The following is a 14,226-nucleotide window of genomic DNA, read 5'->3' on the forward strand; positions in this document are numbered from 1 at the left end:
GGTGGCGGGGGGGGGGGGGGGGGGGGCCCCCCCCCCCCCCCCCCCCCCGCCTCCGAGAGGACCCTGATGGCAACCAGCACCACCGCGCCGGACGCCGACCGACGCGAATCCCGGGCCGGATCACCGACCCGGAAGCCGGCCCGCCGGCCCCGCGGCCCCCGCCGCTCACTTCTGCCGTACCTGCTGCTCGCACCGGCCGTCGTGCTGGAACTCGCCATCCACGTGATCCCGATGGTCGTCGGGGTCTGGATGAGCCTGCTGGAGCTGACCCAGTTCCACATCCGCGACTGGTCCACCGCGCCCTTCGTCGGGCTGGAGAACTACCGGGCGACGCTCGACCTGAACAGCGCCGCCAGCAAGGAACTGCTGCACTCGTTCTGGGTCACCCTGGCCTACAGCCTGCTCTCGGTCGGGTTCGCCTGGCTGCTCGGCATCTCGGCGGCGGTCGTCCTGCAACGGCCGTTCCGTGGACGCGCGATCCTGCGGGCGCTGTTCCTCACCCCGTACGCGCTGCCGGTCTACGCCGCCGTGATCACCTGGAGCTTCCTGCTGCAACGCGACACCGGCCTGGTCAACCACGTGCTCGTGGACCAGCTCGGGCTGATGAACGAACGGCCGTTCTGGTTGATCGGCGACAACAGCTTCTGGTCGCTGCTGGTGGTGTCGGTCTGGCGTAACTGGCCGTTCGCGTTCCTGTGCCTGATGGCCGGGTTGCAGAACGTGCCCGGTGAGCTGTACGAGGCCGCCGCGATCGACGGCGCCGGGTTCTGGCGCCGACTGCGCTCGGTCACGCTGCCGATGCTGCGGCCGGTCAACCTGGTGCTGCTGCTGGTGCTGTTCCTGTGGACGTTCAACGACTTCAACACCCCGTTCGTGCTGTTCGGCGGCTCCGCGCCGGAGCAGGCCGACCTGATCTCCATCCACATTTACCGCAGCTCCTTCAAGACCTGGGACTTCGGCTCCGGGTCGGCGATGTCGGTGGCGCTGCTGCTGTTCCTGCTGGTCGTCTCGGCCGCGTACCTGCTGATCACCAACCGTCGGAGGGACGACCATGCGTGAGACCGCCGGCGAGCGCTGGGGCCGGCGCATCGTGCTGACCCTGCTCACCCTCTTCGTCGTCATCCCGCTCTACGTCATGGTCACCTCGGCGGCCAAGCCGTTGCAGGACGTGCAGAACGGCTTCACCTGGTGGCCCAGCCGGCCCACCCTGCAACCGTTCGTCGACATGTGGAGCACCGTGCCGCTGGCCCGGTACCTGGTGAACAGCCTGGTGGTGTCGAGCATCGCGGCGGTCTGCTCGGTGGCGGTGGCCATCTTCGCCGCGTTCGCGGTGAGCCGCTACCGGTTCCGCGGTCGCGGTGTCTTCTCGGTGACCGTGCTGTCCACTCAGATGTTCCCCGGCATCCTGTTCCTGCTGCCGCTGTTCCTCATCTACGTCAACCTGGGCAACGCCACCGGCATCGAGCTGTACGCCAGTCGCACCGGCCTGGTCATCACGTACCTGACCTTCTCGTTGCCGTTCTCGATCTGGATGCTGGTCGGCTACTTCGACTCGATCCCCCGGGGTCTGGACGAGGCGGCGCAGGTCGACGGCGCCGGTCCGCTGCGCACCCTGTTCCAGGTCATCCTGCCGGCCGCCGTGCCCGGCGTGGTCGCGGTCACCGTGTACGCGTTCATGACCGCGTGGGGTGAGGTGCTCTTCGCGTCGGTGATGACCGACGAGGGCAGCCGCACCCTGGCCGTCGGCCTCCAGGGCTACTCCACCCAGTTCAACGTCTACTGGAACCAGATCATGGCCGCCTCGCTGGTGGTCAGCATCCCGGTCGTCGTCGGGTTCCTTGCCCTACAGCGCTACTTCGTCGCCGGCCTCACCGCCGGTGCGGTCAAGTGAGTCATCCAACCCCAGAGGAGAACCGACCCGTGCCCGACCTGTCCAAGCTGCCACCCGACTTCCTCTGGGGTGTCGCCACGGCGGCGTACCAGATCGAGGGGGCCGTCGACGTCGACGGCCGGGCACCGTCCATCTGGGACACCTTCTCGGCGACCCCCGGCGCTGTCGACAACGGCGACACCGGCGCGGTGGCGTGCGACCACTACCACCGGTGGCCGGAGGACCTGGCGCTGCTGCGCCGACTCGGCGTGGACGCGTACCGTTTCTCGGTGGCCTGGCCCCGGGTCATGCCCGACGGCGTCGGGCGGGTCAACGCCGCCGGGCTGGACTTCTACGACCGGCTCGTCGACACGCTGCTCACCGACGGGATCCGACCGTTCGTCACGCTCTACCACTGGGATCTGCCGCAGGTTCTGCAGGACTCCGGCGGTTGGCCGGAGCGGGCCACCGCCGAGGCGTTCGCCGACTACGCGGCGGTGGTCGCCGGCCGCCTCGGTGACCGCGTGGCCGACTGGTGCACCGTCAACGAGCCGCTCTGCGTGTGCTGGATCGGGCACCTGGAGGGCAACATGGCCCCCGGCGAGCGCGACCTCACCCGCGCCGTGCACGCCTCGCACCACGTGCTGCTCGGGCACGGCCTGGCCACCCAGGCGATCCGCGCCAACGCCGCCCGGCCGGCCTCGGTTGGCCTGGTCGTCAACCTCAGCCCGATCGAGGCGGCGACCGACCGACCCGAGGACGTCGCGGCGGCCCGCCGGGCCGACGGGCACGTCAACCGGTGGTGGCTGGACCCGATCCACGGGCGCGGCTACCCGGCCGACATGATCGCCACCTACGGGGTCGAGCCGCCGGTACGCGGCGACGATCTGGCGGTGATCGCCACGCCGACGGACTTCCTCGGGGTGAACTACTACTTCCGCCAACTGGTGGTCGACGATCCGACAGGTCCGGCGCCGTTCGCGAAGCAGGTGCCGGTGCCCGGCTCGGTGGAGACCGCGATGGGCTGGGAGATGTACCCGGCGGGCCTGGAGCGGCTGCTCGTCGACGTGCACGAGGAGTACCGGCCGGGCCGGATCATCGTCACCGAGAGCGGCTCGGCGTGGCCGGACGAGGTCACCCCGGACGGCACTGTCGAGGACAAGGAACGCACCGACCACCTGGAGCAGCACCTGGCCGCGTGCGCGTCGGCGGTGGCCCGAGGGGTTCCCCTGGACGGCTACTTCGTCTGGTCACTGCTGGACAACTTCGAGTGGGCGTACGGCTACGACAAGCGCTTCGGGCTGGTGCACGTCGACTACGCCACCCAGCGCCGGACGGTGAAGGCCAGCGGTCTGCGCTACGCCGAGGTGATCCGCGCCCACCAGCGGCTCGCCCGCACCACCGGAACCGCGACGCCGGTGGCCTGAACGGGGGCGGTGCGAGCGGCCGCCCGGGGCCTCGGACCCCGGGCGGCCGTTTCCGTTCCGATCGGAGGAAACCACCACCGGCCGCGTTGCCGAGTGGCTAGCCTGCGGCAATGTCCGCAGCACCCGACGAGCTCGAGCGGCCCGACCCCACGGGTCGAGTGTCCGCCACCGACCGGATGACGGCCTTCAGCGACGGGGTCTTCGCCATCGTCATCACCCTGCTGGTCATCGAGTTGCGGGTGCCCGAGTACCACGAGGGTGAGCTGCTCACCGGTCTGCTCGGCGAGGGCGCCTCCTACCTGGCCTTCGTGGTGTCCTTCGTCTACATCGGGGTGCTCTGGCTCAACCACCACGCGCTGTTGCGGCTGATCCGCGGCACCACGCTCACGTTGAGCTGGATCAACCTCGGTGTGCTCTTCGGCGCGGTGATCATCCCCTTCCCCACCGCGGTGCTGGCGTCCGCGTTCACCCATGGCGACACCGACGACCAGCGCGCGGCTGTCGCCCTGTACGCGCTGGCCGCGGCCCTGATGTCAGCCCCCTGGCTGGTGTTCTTCGGCTACCTGCACCGCCACCCGGCGCTGCTCCAGCGTCGGGTCAGCCCCGAGTACGTGCGGACGCAGCGGCTGCGACCGGTCACCGGCCTGATCCTGTACGGGCTCAGCGGTCTGCTCGGCTGGTTCGTCAGCCCGGTGCTGGGCCTGATCGGCGTCATCATCATGATCACCTATCACGCGATCACCAGCGAGGGTCTGCCCCGCTGGCTGACCCGTCACTGACCGGGCGGAGTCGGCGCAGGTCGGCCGGGGTGTCCACGTCGGCCGGGGACCCGACGTCGTCACAGGGCACCTCCGCCACCAGGTCCGGCCGGTCGCGCAGCAGGTCGCGCGCGCCCCGGTCGCCGACGGCGTACCCGCTCAACAGTGGCCAGGTCTCCCGGCCCAGCAGGATCGGGTGCCCGGGTCGGCCGGCGTAGGTGGCGACCGCGACGAGGGCGCCGCCGTCGTACGCGGCGCGCACCCGGCACACCGCGACCGGGCTGAGCAGTGGCTGGTCGACGAGGACCACGACGGCGGCCGGCACGTCGGCCGGCAGCGAGGCCAGACCGCGCAGCAGCGACGAGCCCAGCCCGTCCGCCCAGCGATCGTGCCGGACCGGCACAGCGCCGGGCAGGTCGGGCACCTCGTCGGCGCCCGCACCGAGCACCACGTGCACGGGTGCGCAGCCGCCATCGCCGAGCAGCCGGATCGCGCGCCGCACCAGTGGCTCGCCGTCCAGCTCGACCAGCACCTTCGGCCGGCCGTAGCGCCGCCCGGCGCCGGCGGCGAGCAGCAGTCCGGCGGTCACCGTCGTCACCTCCCGCACGAAGGGCTTTGCGTTATTCGCCCCGAGATATACCGACAAAGCTAGTCTGGGCCGGTGCAGGGCGGACCGGAGAACGCGACCACGATCGACGAGCGCCACTCGTCCCGGGTGACGGTCGAGGTCAACGGCGCGTCCCGTGAGGTGACCCTGGACAACCGCACCACACTGCTCGACACGCTGCGCGAGCACCTCGACCTGACCGGGGCGAAGAAGGGCTGCGACCACGGCCAGTGCGGCTCCTGCACGGTGCTGCTCGACGGCCGGCGGGTGAAGAGCTGCCTGGTCTTCGCGGTGACCGTGGACGGCCGGTCAGTGGTGACAGTCGAGGGGCTGGCCGGGCCGGACGAGCTGTCCCCGTTGCAGGCCGCCTTCGTCGCGCACGACGCCTTCCAGTGCGGCTACTGCACTCCCGGGCAGCTCTGCTCCGCCCGGGGCATGCTCGACGAGGTCTCCCGGGGCTGGCCCAGCGCGGTCACCGGCGACCTGAACACGCCCGCGGAGCTGACCGACGCGGAGATCCGCGAGCGGATGGCCGGCAACCTGTGCCGGTGCGCCGCGTACCCGCACATCGTGGCGGCCGTACGCGAGACGGCGGCGTCCTCGTGAAGGCGTTCCGCTACCACCGGCCCGCCGACGTGGCCGAGGCGGTCGCCGTGCTGGCGGCCGAACCACAGGCCGCCTACCTGGGCGGCGGAACCAACCTGGTGGACCTCATGAAGCTCGGGGTGCAGCGCCCCGACGTGCTGGTGGACGTGACCCGGCTTCCCCTCGACACCGTCGAGGAGCTGCCCGACGGTGGGCTGCGGATCGGCGCGACGGTCCGCAACAGCGACCTCGCGGCCCACCCGGCGGTACGCCGCGACTACCCGGTGCTGGCCCGCGCCCTGCTCGCCGCCGCCTCCGGACAGTTGCGCAACATGGCCACCACCGGCGGCAACCTGTTGCAGCGAACCCGCTGCGTCTACTTCCAGGACACCGGCAAGGCGTGCAACAAACGGGAGCCGGGCAGCGGTTGCGCCGCTCTGCACGGCCAGAACCGCGACCTGGCGGTGCTGGACTGGTCGGAGCAGTGCGTGGCCACCCACCCGTCCGACCTGGCCGTCGCGTTGGCCGCCCTCGACACGGTGGTGGAGGTGCACGAGGCCGACGGCCCCCGTGACATCCCGATCGCCGGCTTCTACCGCTCCCCCGGCGGCCACCCAGAGCGGGAGACCACAGTGGCCCGGGGCGCGCTGATCACCGCCGTGCGGCTGCCGCCCCTACCGGCCGCGCGCCGCTCGACGTACCTCAAGGTGCGCGACCGGGCCTCGTTCGCCTTCGCCGCCGGCTCGGTGGCCGCGGTGCTGGACCTCGACGGTGACGTGGTCCGCGACGTGCGGCTGGCGTACGGGGCTGTGGCCCACCGGCCGTGGCGGGCGTACCGGGCCGAAGAGCAGCTGCGCGGACGTCCGTTCAGCCCCGAATTGGCGGCACGGGCCGCCGACGCGGAGCTGGCCGAGGCGCGCCCGCTACGGCACAACGGCTTCAAGCTGCCGCTGACCCGGGCCATCACCGTGCGGGCGCTCACCGAACTGGCGTCGTCGTGAGCACCGGGGCGGTCGGCCGGGCGTACCCCCGGCTGGAGGGCCCGGCGAAGGTCACCGGCGCGGCCCGCTACGCGGTCGAGTACCCGGTGGACGGGGTCACCTACGGCTGGGCGGTGCCGTCGACAGTGGTGCGGGGCCGGATCACCCGGATCGACACGACGGAGGCGTTGGCCTCGCCCGGCGTGCTGGCAGTGGTGCACCACGGCAACGCGCCCCGGATGGCGCCCGGCCCACAGCCGGAGCTGCGGCTGTTGCAGGAGCCGACTGTGCACTACCGGGGGCAGTACGTCGCCGTGGTGGTGGCCACCAGCCTGGAGGCGGCCCGCGAGGGCGCCCGACTGGTCCGCATCGACTACGACACCGGCCCGCACAGCACAGTGCTCACCGACGACCATCCCGGCCTGTACAAGCCGGACCAGGTGAACCCCAGCTATCCGACGGACACCGCCGAGGGCGACTTCGACGCCGGGTACGCGGCCGCCCCGGTGCGGGTGGACGTCACCTACCGCACGCCGGCGTACCACAACAACCCGATGGAACCGCACGCCACCATCGCGCAGTGGAACGACGGGCGGCTCCTGGTGCACGACTCCACCCAGGGCGCGACGCCGGTACGCGCCACCCTCGCCGAGCTGTTCGAGCTGCCGCCGGAGTCGATCCGCGTCGTCGCCGAGCACGTCGGCGGCGGCTTCGGCAGCAAGGGGTACGCCAAGGCGTCGGTGGTGCTGGCCGCCCTCGCCGCCCGGCACGTGGACCGCCCGGTCAAGCTGGCGTTGACCCGCCAGCAACTGTTCGGACCGCTCGGCTATCGCACCCCCACCATCCAGCGGGTCCGCCTCGCCGCCGACACCGACGGCCGGCTCACCGCCATCTGCCACGACGCGATCAGCCAGACCTCCACCATCAGGGAGTTCGCCGAGCAGACCGCCGTCTACACCCGCAGCATGTACGCCGCACCGCACCGCCGCACCACGCACCGGCTGGTCCGCCTCGACGTGCCCACTCCGTTCTGGATGCGCGCCCCGGGCGAGTGCCCCGGCGCGTACGCCCTGGAGTCCGCGGTGGACGAGCTGGCCATCGCCGTCGGCATCGACCCGGTGGAGCTGCGTATCCGCAACGACACCGCTGTCGACCCCGACCAGGGACGCCCGTTCACCAGTCGCAACCTGGTGGCCTGCCTGCGCGAGGGCGCAGAGCGGTTCGGCTGGGCCGGCCGTGATCCGTCGCCCCGGTCCCGGCGCGAGGGGCGGTGGCTGATCGGCACGGGGGTGGCCGGATCGAGCTACCCGGCCCGGGCCCGGCCTTCCTCGGCGACGGCCACCGCTCGGCCCGACGGGAGCTTCCTGGTCCAGATCAACGCCACCGACATCGGCACCGGTGCCCGGACGGCGATCTGGCAGGTGGCCGCCGACGCCCTCGCAGTGCCGGCGGAACGGGTGGAGATCCGCATCGGGGACACCGCGCTGCCGACGGCACCGCTGGCCGGCGGCTCGATGGGGACCGCCAGCTGGAGCTGGGCGGTGATACGCGCGGCCCAGGCACTGCGCGAGAAGCTGCGCGACGGCGGGCCGCCGACCGACGAGGTGACCGCCGAGGCGGACACCACCGAGGAGGTGGGTGAGCAGCCCGCGCTCCCCCGGTACGCCTACGGGGCGCAGTTCGTCGAGGTGCGGGTCGACGCGGACACCGGCGAGGTACGGCTGAACCGGATGCTCGGGGTGTTCGCGGCGGGGCGGGTGGTGAACCCGACGACGGCCCGCAGTCAGCTCATCGGCGGCATGACGATGGGGCTGTCGATGGCGCTGCACGAGGAGGGCCTGCTCGACGAGCGCTACGGCGACTGGGTCAACCACGACCTGGCCACCTACCACATCACCGGCTGCGCCGACGTCGAGTCGATCGAGGCGTACTGGCTTGACGAGCGGGACGACGAGCTGAACCCGGCCGGGGTGAAGGGCATCGGTGAGATCGGCATCGTCGGCGCCGCGGCGGCGGTCGCCAACGCGGTACATCATGCGACCGGCGTACGGATCCGGGAGCTGCCGATCCGGCTGGACAAGCTCATCGGAGTATCAGACTTGGCTTAAATAAGCCGTCAGTGATACAACTGTCGTCGTGCACGCCTTCGACGTGCTGGGCGATCCGGTCCGGCGCCGCATCCTGGAACTGCTCGCCGCCGGCGAGCAGACCGCCGGCGCGGTCAGCACTGTCATCCGCGAGGAGTTCGGCATCTCCCAGCCCGCCGTGTCCCAGCACCTCAAGGTGTTACGCGACAACGGCTTCGCCACCGTGCGGCCGGAGGGCACCCGGCGGCTCTACGCGGTCGACCCACGCCCACTGCGCGAGGTCGACGGCTGGCTGGAGCACTTCCGCCGGTTCTGGACCCCACCCCTGGCGGCACTCGCCACCGAGCTGGCCCGGGGCCGACGCGAGCGTCGGCTGCGCGGCCCCGCCGACCCACCCGACGAGAGGAACACCTGATGTTCGACGCCACCGAGCAGATCAACGCCGTCCAGCGCAAGGTCGGCAGCCGCACCCTGGAAGCCGGTGAGGCGCGGGTCACCACGATCAGCCAGACCTACCAGGCGACGGCCGAGGATCTGTGGGACGCCTGCACCAGCGCCGAGCGAATCCCGCGCTGGTTCCTGCCGATCTCCGGCGACCTGCGGCTGGGCGGCACGTACCAGCTCCAGGGCAACGCCCACGGCACCGTCGAGAGCTGCGAGCCGCCGCACCGCTTCACCGCCACCTGGGAGATGGGCGGCGAGGTGAGCTGGATCGAGGTGCGGGTCACAGCGGTCGGCGACGAGCGGGCCCGCCTCGACCTGGACCACATCGCGCACGTCGACCAGGACCGGTGGGCCCAGTTCGGGCCGGGCGCGGTCGGTGTCGGGTGGGACCTCGGGCTGCTCGGGCTCGCCTCGCACCTGGCCGCCGACGGCAGCGGGATCACGCCGGAACAGGGCGCCGAGTGGACCGCCTCCGCCGAGGGACGACGGGCCATGGAGCTGAGCAGTCAACTGTGGTGCGAAGCGAGCATCGCCGCCGGCACCGACGCCGACGAGGCGAAGGCCGCCGCCGAACGCACCACCGCCTTCTACACGGGCGACCCGGCAGCCTGACCGCTTGGCGAGGCGGCGGCGCGGCAGCCTGAGCAGGGATCGGAGTAACGTGCTGCGGCATGACCGGCACGCCGTACTCGCACTGCTCCTACTGCGGCGTCGCCTACCCGCCGGCCGTCGGATGGCCGCGAGTCTGCGCGGTCTGCGGCGAGACCGTCTGGCGCAACCCACTGCCGGTGGCGGTAGCGGTGCTGCCGGTCCGCACCGCCGAGGGCCTGGGAGTGGTGGTGGTCCGCCGGGACATCGAACCCGCCCGCGGCCTGCTCGCGCTGCCCGGTGGCTTCATCGAGTACGGCGAGGAGTGGTCCGACGCGCTCGTGCGGGAGCTTCGGGAGGAGACCGGCCTGATCGCGGCGGCCGGGGACGCCCGCCTGTTCGCGGTGCACGGCTCACCGACGGGAGGCACGATGATGGTCTTCGGAGTGCTGCCCGAGCGGGCGGCCGAGGACCTGCCACCGTCGGCGCCGACCGAGGAGGCGACCGAGTGGCTGGTGCTCACCGACCCGGTCGAGCTGGCGTTCTCCACCCACACGCGGATCCTGGCTGAGTTCCTGACACCCACCTCCTGACCCCCGCTCGGCCAGGGGACAAGGGCTTCGCCGATCCGCAGGACCATGCGGGCGCCGCCGCGCCGCTAGGCTACGGCCCCGACGCCCGTACGGCTGGTGAGGGAGAAGGCGGCACGGTATTCGCGCGCGTTTCTCAGACGAGCGGTGACCTATCTCGCCGCAGAGGCGGGGGTAGGCCAGTTCCTCGACGTCGGTACGGGCCTGCCCACTGCCGACAACACCCACGAGGTCGCCCAACGGATCACGCCGCGGGCGCGCGTCGTCTACGTCGACAACGACCCGATGGTTCTCGCGCACGCCCGGGTGTTGCTGACCAGCAGCCAGGAGGGTGCCACGCAGTATGTCGACGCCGATCTGCGCGACCCGGAGAAGATCCTCCAGGACGCTCGCGACACACTCGACTTCAATGAGCCGATCGCACTGATGATGCTGGGCGTCATGGGCCACGTCGAGAAGCCGGCCGAGGCGCAGGCCATCGTCAACGCTCTGGTCTCGTCCCTACCACCGGGCAGCTTTCTGGCGATGTCCGACGGTACGGCTACCAGCGAGCGGGTCATCGAGTCGCATCGGCAGTACAACGAAAGCGGTGCTCTGCCGTACCACCTGCGTGCGGTCGCGGACTTCACGGCGTTCTTCGACGGCCTCGACCTCGTCGAGCCGGGTGTCGTGCCGCTGGGGCACTGGCGGACTGACAGCAGGCCCGCGGCCGTCGTGGATGGCTACTGCGGGGTCGCCCGCGTGCTCTGACGCGTCGACTGCCGGGCCGATCCGCACGACACAGGCTCCGCGCAGTCTGGTCAGCGGGTGTCGGCGGGGCGGCGTCCGTCGACCCCGGTCAGGTAACCGCTGGCCTGCAGGTTGAACAGCTCGCGGTAGAGGCCACCGGCGGTCATGAGCTCGTCGTGACTGCCGTGCTGGACGAGTCGACCCCGTTCCAGCACGAAGATACGGTCGGCGTGCCGGACGTTCGCCAGCCGGTGGGTGATCAGCACGACCGCCCGGTCGGGGCGACGGCGCAGGTGCTGGAACAGGGCATGTTCGGCACGCGCGTCCAGGGCGGCCGAGGGTTCGTCGCAGATCAGCAGGGCGGCGTCCCGGTAGAGGCCGCGAGCCGCGACGAGCCGCTGCCACTGCCCGCCGGACAACTCGTGGCCGTCCTTGAACTCCCGGTCGAGCAACGTGTCGTAGCCGTGCGGCAGGCCAACGATCATGTCGTGCGCGGCGGCCGCGCGGGCTGCCTCCTGCACACTCGGGCCGGACCGGTCCGGCGGGCGATCGTGCCGGCCGACGCGGATGTTCTGCCCGGCGGTGAACGGGAACTTCCACCACTCCTGGGTCATCACGGCCACCTGAGCGCCCAGGGCACGCGGGTCCAACTCGGCGGCGTCGACGCCGTCCCAGCGGATCACCCCGCCGGTCGGCTGGTAGAGGCCCGCGATCAGTTTGGCCAGGGTGGTCTTGCCCGAGCCGTTCTCACCGACCAGCGCGATCACCTCGCCTCGGCGGACGGTGAGGCTGACCCGGTCCACCGCCGAGGAGTCGGTGTCCGGGTAGCGCAGGCTCACCTCGTCCAGCTCGATCACGTCGACGCCGTCGGCCACCCGACTGCCTCCGACCGGCACCCGGGCCCGGGCGCGGGCCAGGAAGTCCTGGTAGTCCTGGTAGTAGAGGGCGTCCTCGTACAGTGAGTTGGTGGCGACGACCGCCACGCCCAGGCTGGTCCGCGCGGACTGCAACGCGAGCAGGGCGGTGGCCGCGGCGGCGAGGGCGACCATCCCACTGAGCAGCAGACCACCGAGGACCGCGTACACGCCGAAGGTGGCCAGGCCCGCCACCGTGGCACCGACGACCCGGGTGCCGGTCTGCGAGCGGACCAGCCGCAGCTGGGCACGGGTCTCGACGGCCATCACGCCGCGGTACTCGGCGAGCAGGAAGTCGCGCATCTGGTAGGCGCGCACCTCGGCGGCGGTGTGCCGGTTGGCCATCAGGTGGGCGAGCATCCACATCCGGCGGCGCCGGGTGATCCGAGCCAGCATCGCCAGATACTCGCGGCGGGCCATCCGCACCGCCGTGATCGCCTGGGGCACCGCGGCGAGCAGCAGGCAGGGCAGCAGCAGCGGCTGGATGACGGTCACCGCCACGGCGGTGGCAAGCATGCCGACCACGCCGGTGACCAGGTTGACGGTGTGGTCGACGATCCACGCCGCCTCGCCCATCCCCCGGTCGCGGGCGCGGTCCATTTCCTCGGCGAAGCCGGCGTCGTCGAACGCGGCCAGGTCCACCGCCGTGGTGGCCTCGAACAGGCGTAACTCCACCTGATAGTTGATCTGCGGGGTCAGCCGGGCCTGGGCCCAACCGGCCGCGATGGTCAGGCCGCCGCGCGCCGACACCGCCGCCGCGGCCACGATCAGCGCCGGCAGGGCCGAGCGGACCCGGTCCGGGGTGGGGCCGGCGGCGAACAACTCGCGCAGCACGCTCGTCGTGGCGAGCAGGCCGAACGTGGTCATCACCCCGGCGGCGATGTTCAGGCCGATGGAGGCGACGGTGTCGCGCTGGTTTGTGGACCAGGCCAGGCCGACCGCTTCCCGGACCAGCCGGGGCAGCCGCCGGGCCACCGCCCAGAAGCTGGTGTGTGCGAACTCCTGCGCGTGGTGCAGCCAGTCCCGATCCTCCAGCTCCGGCAGCACCGAGCTGTCGCCGGGCGGGTCGATCGGCTGGTCGTCGTCCTCAGCAGCGGTGCGCTGGCGGGCCATCGACTCCACGGACCCTCCTCCGGGCGGGGATCACAAACGCCGCCCGAGACTACTGCCCGCGACCACCTGCTGTCTCTAGGTAATCGGCGCGTCGCGGGGCTCGTCCGTGATCGGCAGCAGGACCCGGAAGGTGGTACGGCCCGGCTCGGTCTCCACCCGGATGTCGCCGTGGTGCTTGTGCACCACGATCCGGTACGAGATGTCCAGCCCCAGACCGGTGCCCGCGCCGACCGGCTTGGTGGTGAAGAACGGCTCGAAGATGCGGGGACGCACCTCTGACGGGATGCCCGGCCCGGTGTCGGTGATCTCCACCGCCAACTGGTCACCGATCCGTCCGGTGCGGACGGTCAGCACACCCTTGTCTCCCATCGCGCCCAACGCGTTGTCGATCAGGTTGGTCCACACCTGATTCAGCTCGGCCGCGTACGCCGGGACCGGTGGGAGGTTCCGGTCGTACTCGCGAACCAGTTTGACCTCGGCGGGGATCTTGCCCTTGAACATCACCAGCGTCGCGTCGAGCAGGTCGTGCACGTCCACCACCCGGTGCGGCGCGCGGTCCAGCTGCGAATACTGCTTGGCGGCGTCCACGAGCCCGGAAATCCGGGTGACAGCGTCGCCGATCTCCCGCATCAGCAGCTCGGTGTCGACCGTGTAGGTGAGCCAGCGCACCGCCGCCTCCAGGTCCGCGGCACCGACCGCGGCCTTCACCTGCGCCAACCAGGCAGCGTCGAGCCCACCGCCGACCAGGATCGGCGCCAGGTCCCAGGCCCCGCCGACGCCGTGGTCCTCCAGCCAGTCGGTGAGGGTGTCCTCGGCGTCGGCCGTGGCCATCGGGGTCAGCTTCGGCGCGGTGGCCACCCGGGCGACCGCCTCCTCCTGCAACCCGACGAGGCCGTGCAGCGCCCTGCCGTCGAGCCGGCCGTCGGCGACCATCGCGAGCTTGTGCCGCATCCCGGCGACCCGGTCCCGCAGCACAGAGGTGGCCCGCACCGCCGCCGCGGCAGGGTTGTTCAGCTCGTGGGTCAGCCCCGCCGACAGCGAACCGAGGGCCAACAGCCGCTCCCGTTCGCCGACGATGGCCTGGCTGTCCCGCAGGCCGAGGAACAACCCCTCCAACAGGTGCATGGGCATCGGGAACCAGGACCGCAGGGCGTACGCGAAGTCCTCCGCCGGCAGCACGAAGAAGTCCGAGTCGACCACCGCCCGCATGGTGTTGCGGTAGATCTGGTCGACCTGGTCACCCAGGTAAGCCTGGACCGCCCCGCCGTACACGCCGCGCTGGTCGGTGCGGCTGACCTCGACGTCGTCGCCGCGCACCTGGCGGCTCAGCGCCACCGCGCCGCGCACCAGCACGAAGAAGCAGGTCGCGGGCTCCCCTTCGCCGTACACGAGAGTGCCGCCGGCACGCTGCTCGACACGGCCGCGTTCGGCCAGCCACTCGAGTCGCCCCTCGTCGAGCGCCTCGAACAGGAACAGGGTGCGCAACTGCGCCGGTGTCAGTCGGTCAGACTCGATGGTCACAGGGACTCCTTCG

Annotated in this window: 13 protein-coding genes and 1 pseudogene; 11 read left to right on the forward strand and 3 right to left on the reverse strand. The window is 71.6% G+C overall.

The window, feature by feature from the left end; genetic code table 11:
• Positions 1 to 66 precede the first annotated feature (66 nt).
• The 4 genes from ACLQ3F_RS07200 (at position 67) to ACLQ3F_RS07215 (ending at position 4,076) form a co-directional block, all read left to right on the forward strand.
• A complete protein-coding gene (locus tag ACLQ3F_RS07200; RefSeq protein ID WP_425847274.1) occupies positions 67 to 1,059 on the forward strand; it encodes a carbohydrate ABC transporter permease in 993 nt (330 codons plus the stop codon).
• Positions 1,052 to 1,891 (forward strand): carbohydrate ABC transporter permease, encoded by an 840-nt coding sequence (locus ACLQ3F_RS07205; protein ID WP_088989328.1) that lies wholly within the window; start codon positions 1,052 to 1,054, stop codon positions 1,889 to 1,891. Before ACLQ3F_RS07200 ends, ACLQ3F_RS07205 begins: the two co-directional genes overlap by 8 nt.
• Positions 1,892 to 1,920: 29 nt before the next feature.
• On the forward strand, positions 1,921 to 3,297 hold the full coding sequence (locus ACLQ3F_RS07210) for a GH1 family beta-glucosidase (protein WP_425847276.1): 1,377 nt from the start codon (positions 1,921 to 1,923) through the stop codon (positions 3,295 to 3,297).
• Positions 3,298 to 3,407: 110 nt separating this feature from the next.
• Positions 3,408 to 4,076 (forward strand): TMEM175 family protein, encoded by a 669-nt coding sequence (locus ACLQ3F_RS07215; protein WP_425847278.1) that lies wholly within the window; start codon positions 3,408 to 3,410, stop codon positions 4,074 to 4,076.
• On the opposite strand, the gene ACLQ3F_RS07220 is transcribed toward ACLQ3F_RS07215, so the two are convergent.
• Entirely contained in the window at positions 4,036 to 4,644 is a 609-nt protein-coding gene (locus ACLQ3F_RS07220) for a nucleotidyltransferase family protein (RefSeq protein WP_425847279.1), read from the reverse strand. The genes ACLQ3F_RS07215 and ACLQ3F_RS07220 overlap by 41 nt on opposite strands.
• A 126-nt stretch (positions 4,645 to 4,770) precedes the next feature.
• Here ACLQ3F_RS07220 and ACLQ3F_RS07225 point away from each other — a divergent pair, with 126 nt between their 5' ends.
• The 7 genes and pseudogenes from ACLQ3F_RS07225 to ACLQ3F_RS07255 form a co-directional block, all read left to right on the forward strand.
• Entirely contained in the window at positions 4,771 to 5,268 is a 498-nt protein-coding gene (locus tag ACLQ3F_RS07225; RefSeq protein ID WP_355007577.1) for a 2Fe-2S iron-sulfur cluster-binding protein, read from the forward strand.
• On the forward strand, positions 5,265 to 6,248 hold the full coding sequence (locus ACLQ3F_RS07230; RefSeq protein ID WP_425847281.1) for an FAD binding domain-containing protein: 984 nt from the start codon (positions 5,265 to 5,267) through the stop codon (positions 6,246 to 6,248). The genes ACLQ3F_RS07225 and ACLQ3F_RS07230 overlap by 4 nt, the downstream gene beginning before the upstream one ends.
• Positions 6,245 to 8,335 carry a xanthine dehydrogenase family protein molybdopterin-binding subunit gene (locus ACLQ3F_RS07235; RefSeq protein WP_357258982.1) on the forward strand — a complete coding sequence of 697 codons (2,091 nt, stop codon included), beginning with the start codon at positions 6,245 to 6,247 and terminating at the stop codon, positions 8,333 to 8,335. Before ACLQ3F_RS07230 ends, ACLQ3F_RS07235 begins: the two co-directional genes overlap by 4 nt.
• A gap of 28 nt (positions 8,336 to 8,363) precedes the next feature.
• On the forward strand, positions 8,364 to 8,729 hold the full coding sequence (locus ACLQ3F_RS07240; protein WP_357205230.1) for an ArsR/SmtB family transcription factor: 366 nt from the start codon (positions 8,364 to 8,366) through the stop codon (positions 8,727 to 8,729).
• On the forward strand, positions 8,729 to 9,370 hold the full coding sequence (locus tag ACLQ3F_RS07245) for an SRPBCC family protein (RefSeq protein ID WP_357258985.1): 642 nt from the start codon (positions 8,729 to 8,731) through the stop codon (positions 9,368 to 9,370). The genes ACLQ3F_RS07240 and ACLQ3F_RS07245 overlap by 1 nt, the downstream gene beginning before the upstream one ends.
• A gap of 59 nt (positions 9,371 to 9,429) precedes the next feature.
• Positions 9,430 to 9,939, forward strand: a complete 510-nt coding sequence (locus ACLQ3F_RS07250) for an NUDIX domain-containing protein (RefSeq protein ID WP_425847283.1) — start codon at positions 9,430 to 9,432, stop codon at positions 9,937 to 9,939.
• Between the two features lie 105 nt (positions 9,940 to 10,044).
• A pseudogene (locus ACLQ3F_RS07255) lies at positions 10,045 to 10,686 on the forward strand (SAM-dependent methyltransferase); the annotation flags it as partial.
• Positions 10,687 to 10,736: 50 nt separating this feature from the next.
• Here ACLQ3F_RS07255 and ACLQ3F_RS07260 read toward each other — a convergent pair.
• Both ACLQ3F_RS07260 and ACLQ3F_RS07265 read right to left on the reverse strand, forming a co-directional pair.
• On the reverse strand, positions 10,737 to 12,692 hold the full coding sequence (locus tag ACLQ3F_RS07260) for an ABC transporter ATP-binding protein (protein WP_425847402.1): 1,956 nt from the start codon (positions 12,690 to 12,692) through the stop codon (positions 10,737 to 10,739).
• Between the two features lie 75 nt (positions 12,693 to 12,767).
• Positions 12,768 to 14,213: an ATP-binding protein gene (locus ACLQ3F_RS07265; protein ID WP_425847284.1), complete on the reverse strand. Its 1,446-nt coding sequence runs from the start codon at positions 14,211 to 14,213 to the stop codon at positions 12,768 to 12,770.
• Positions 14,214 to 14,226 lie beyond the last annotated feature (13 nt).

Source organism: Micromonospora sp. DT15 (genome assembly GCF_049841475.1).
GTDB lineage: Bacteria > Actinomycetota > Actinomycetes > Mycobacteriales > Micromonosporaceae > Micromonospora.

Coding starts and splice junctions, on each gene's coding strand:
- ACLQ3F_RS07250 (WP_425847283.1), top strand. CDS start 9,430: ATGACCGGCACGCCGTACTCGCACTGCTCCTACTGCGGCGTCGCCTAC.
- ACLQ3F_RS07200 (WP_425847274.1), top strand. CDS start 67: ATGGCAACCAGCACCACCGCGCCGGACGCCGACCGACGCGAATCCCGG.
- ACLQ3F_RS07205 (WP_088989328.1), top strand. CDS start 1,052: ATGCGTGAGACCGCCGGCGAGCGCTGGGGCCGGCGCATCGTGCTGACC.
- ACLQ3F_RS07260 (WP_425847402.1), bottom strand. CDS start 12,692: ATGGCCCGCCAGCGCACCGCTGCTGAGGACGACGACCAGCCGATCGAC.
- ACLQ3F_RS07245 (WP_357258985.1), top strand. CDS start 8,729: ATGTTCGACGCCACCGAGCAGATCAACGCCGTCCAGCGCAAGGTCGGC.
- ACLQ3F_RS07215 (WP_425847278.1), top strand. CDS start 3,408: ATGTCCGCAGCACCCGACGAGCTCGAGCGGCCCGACCCCACGGGTCGA.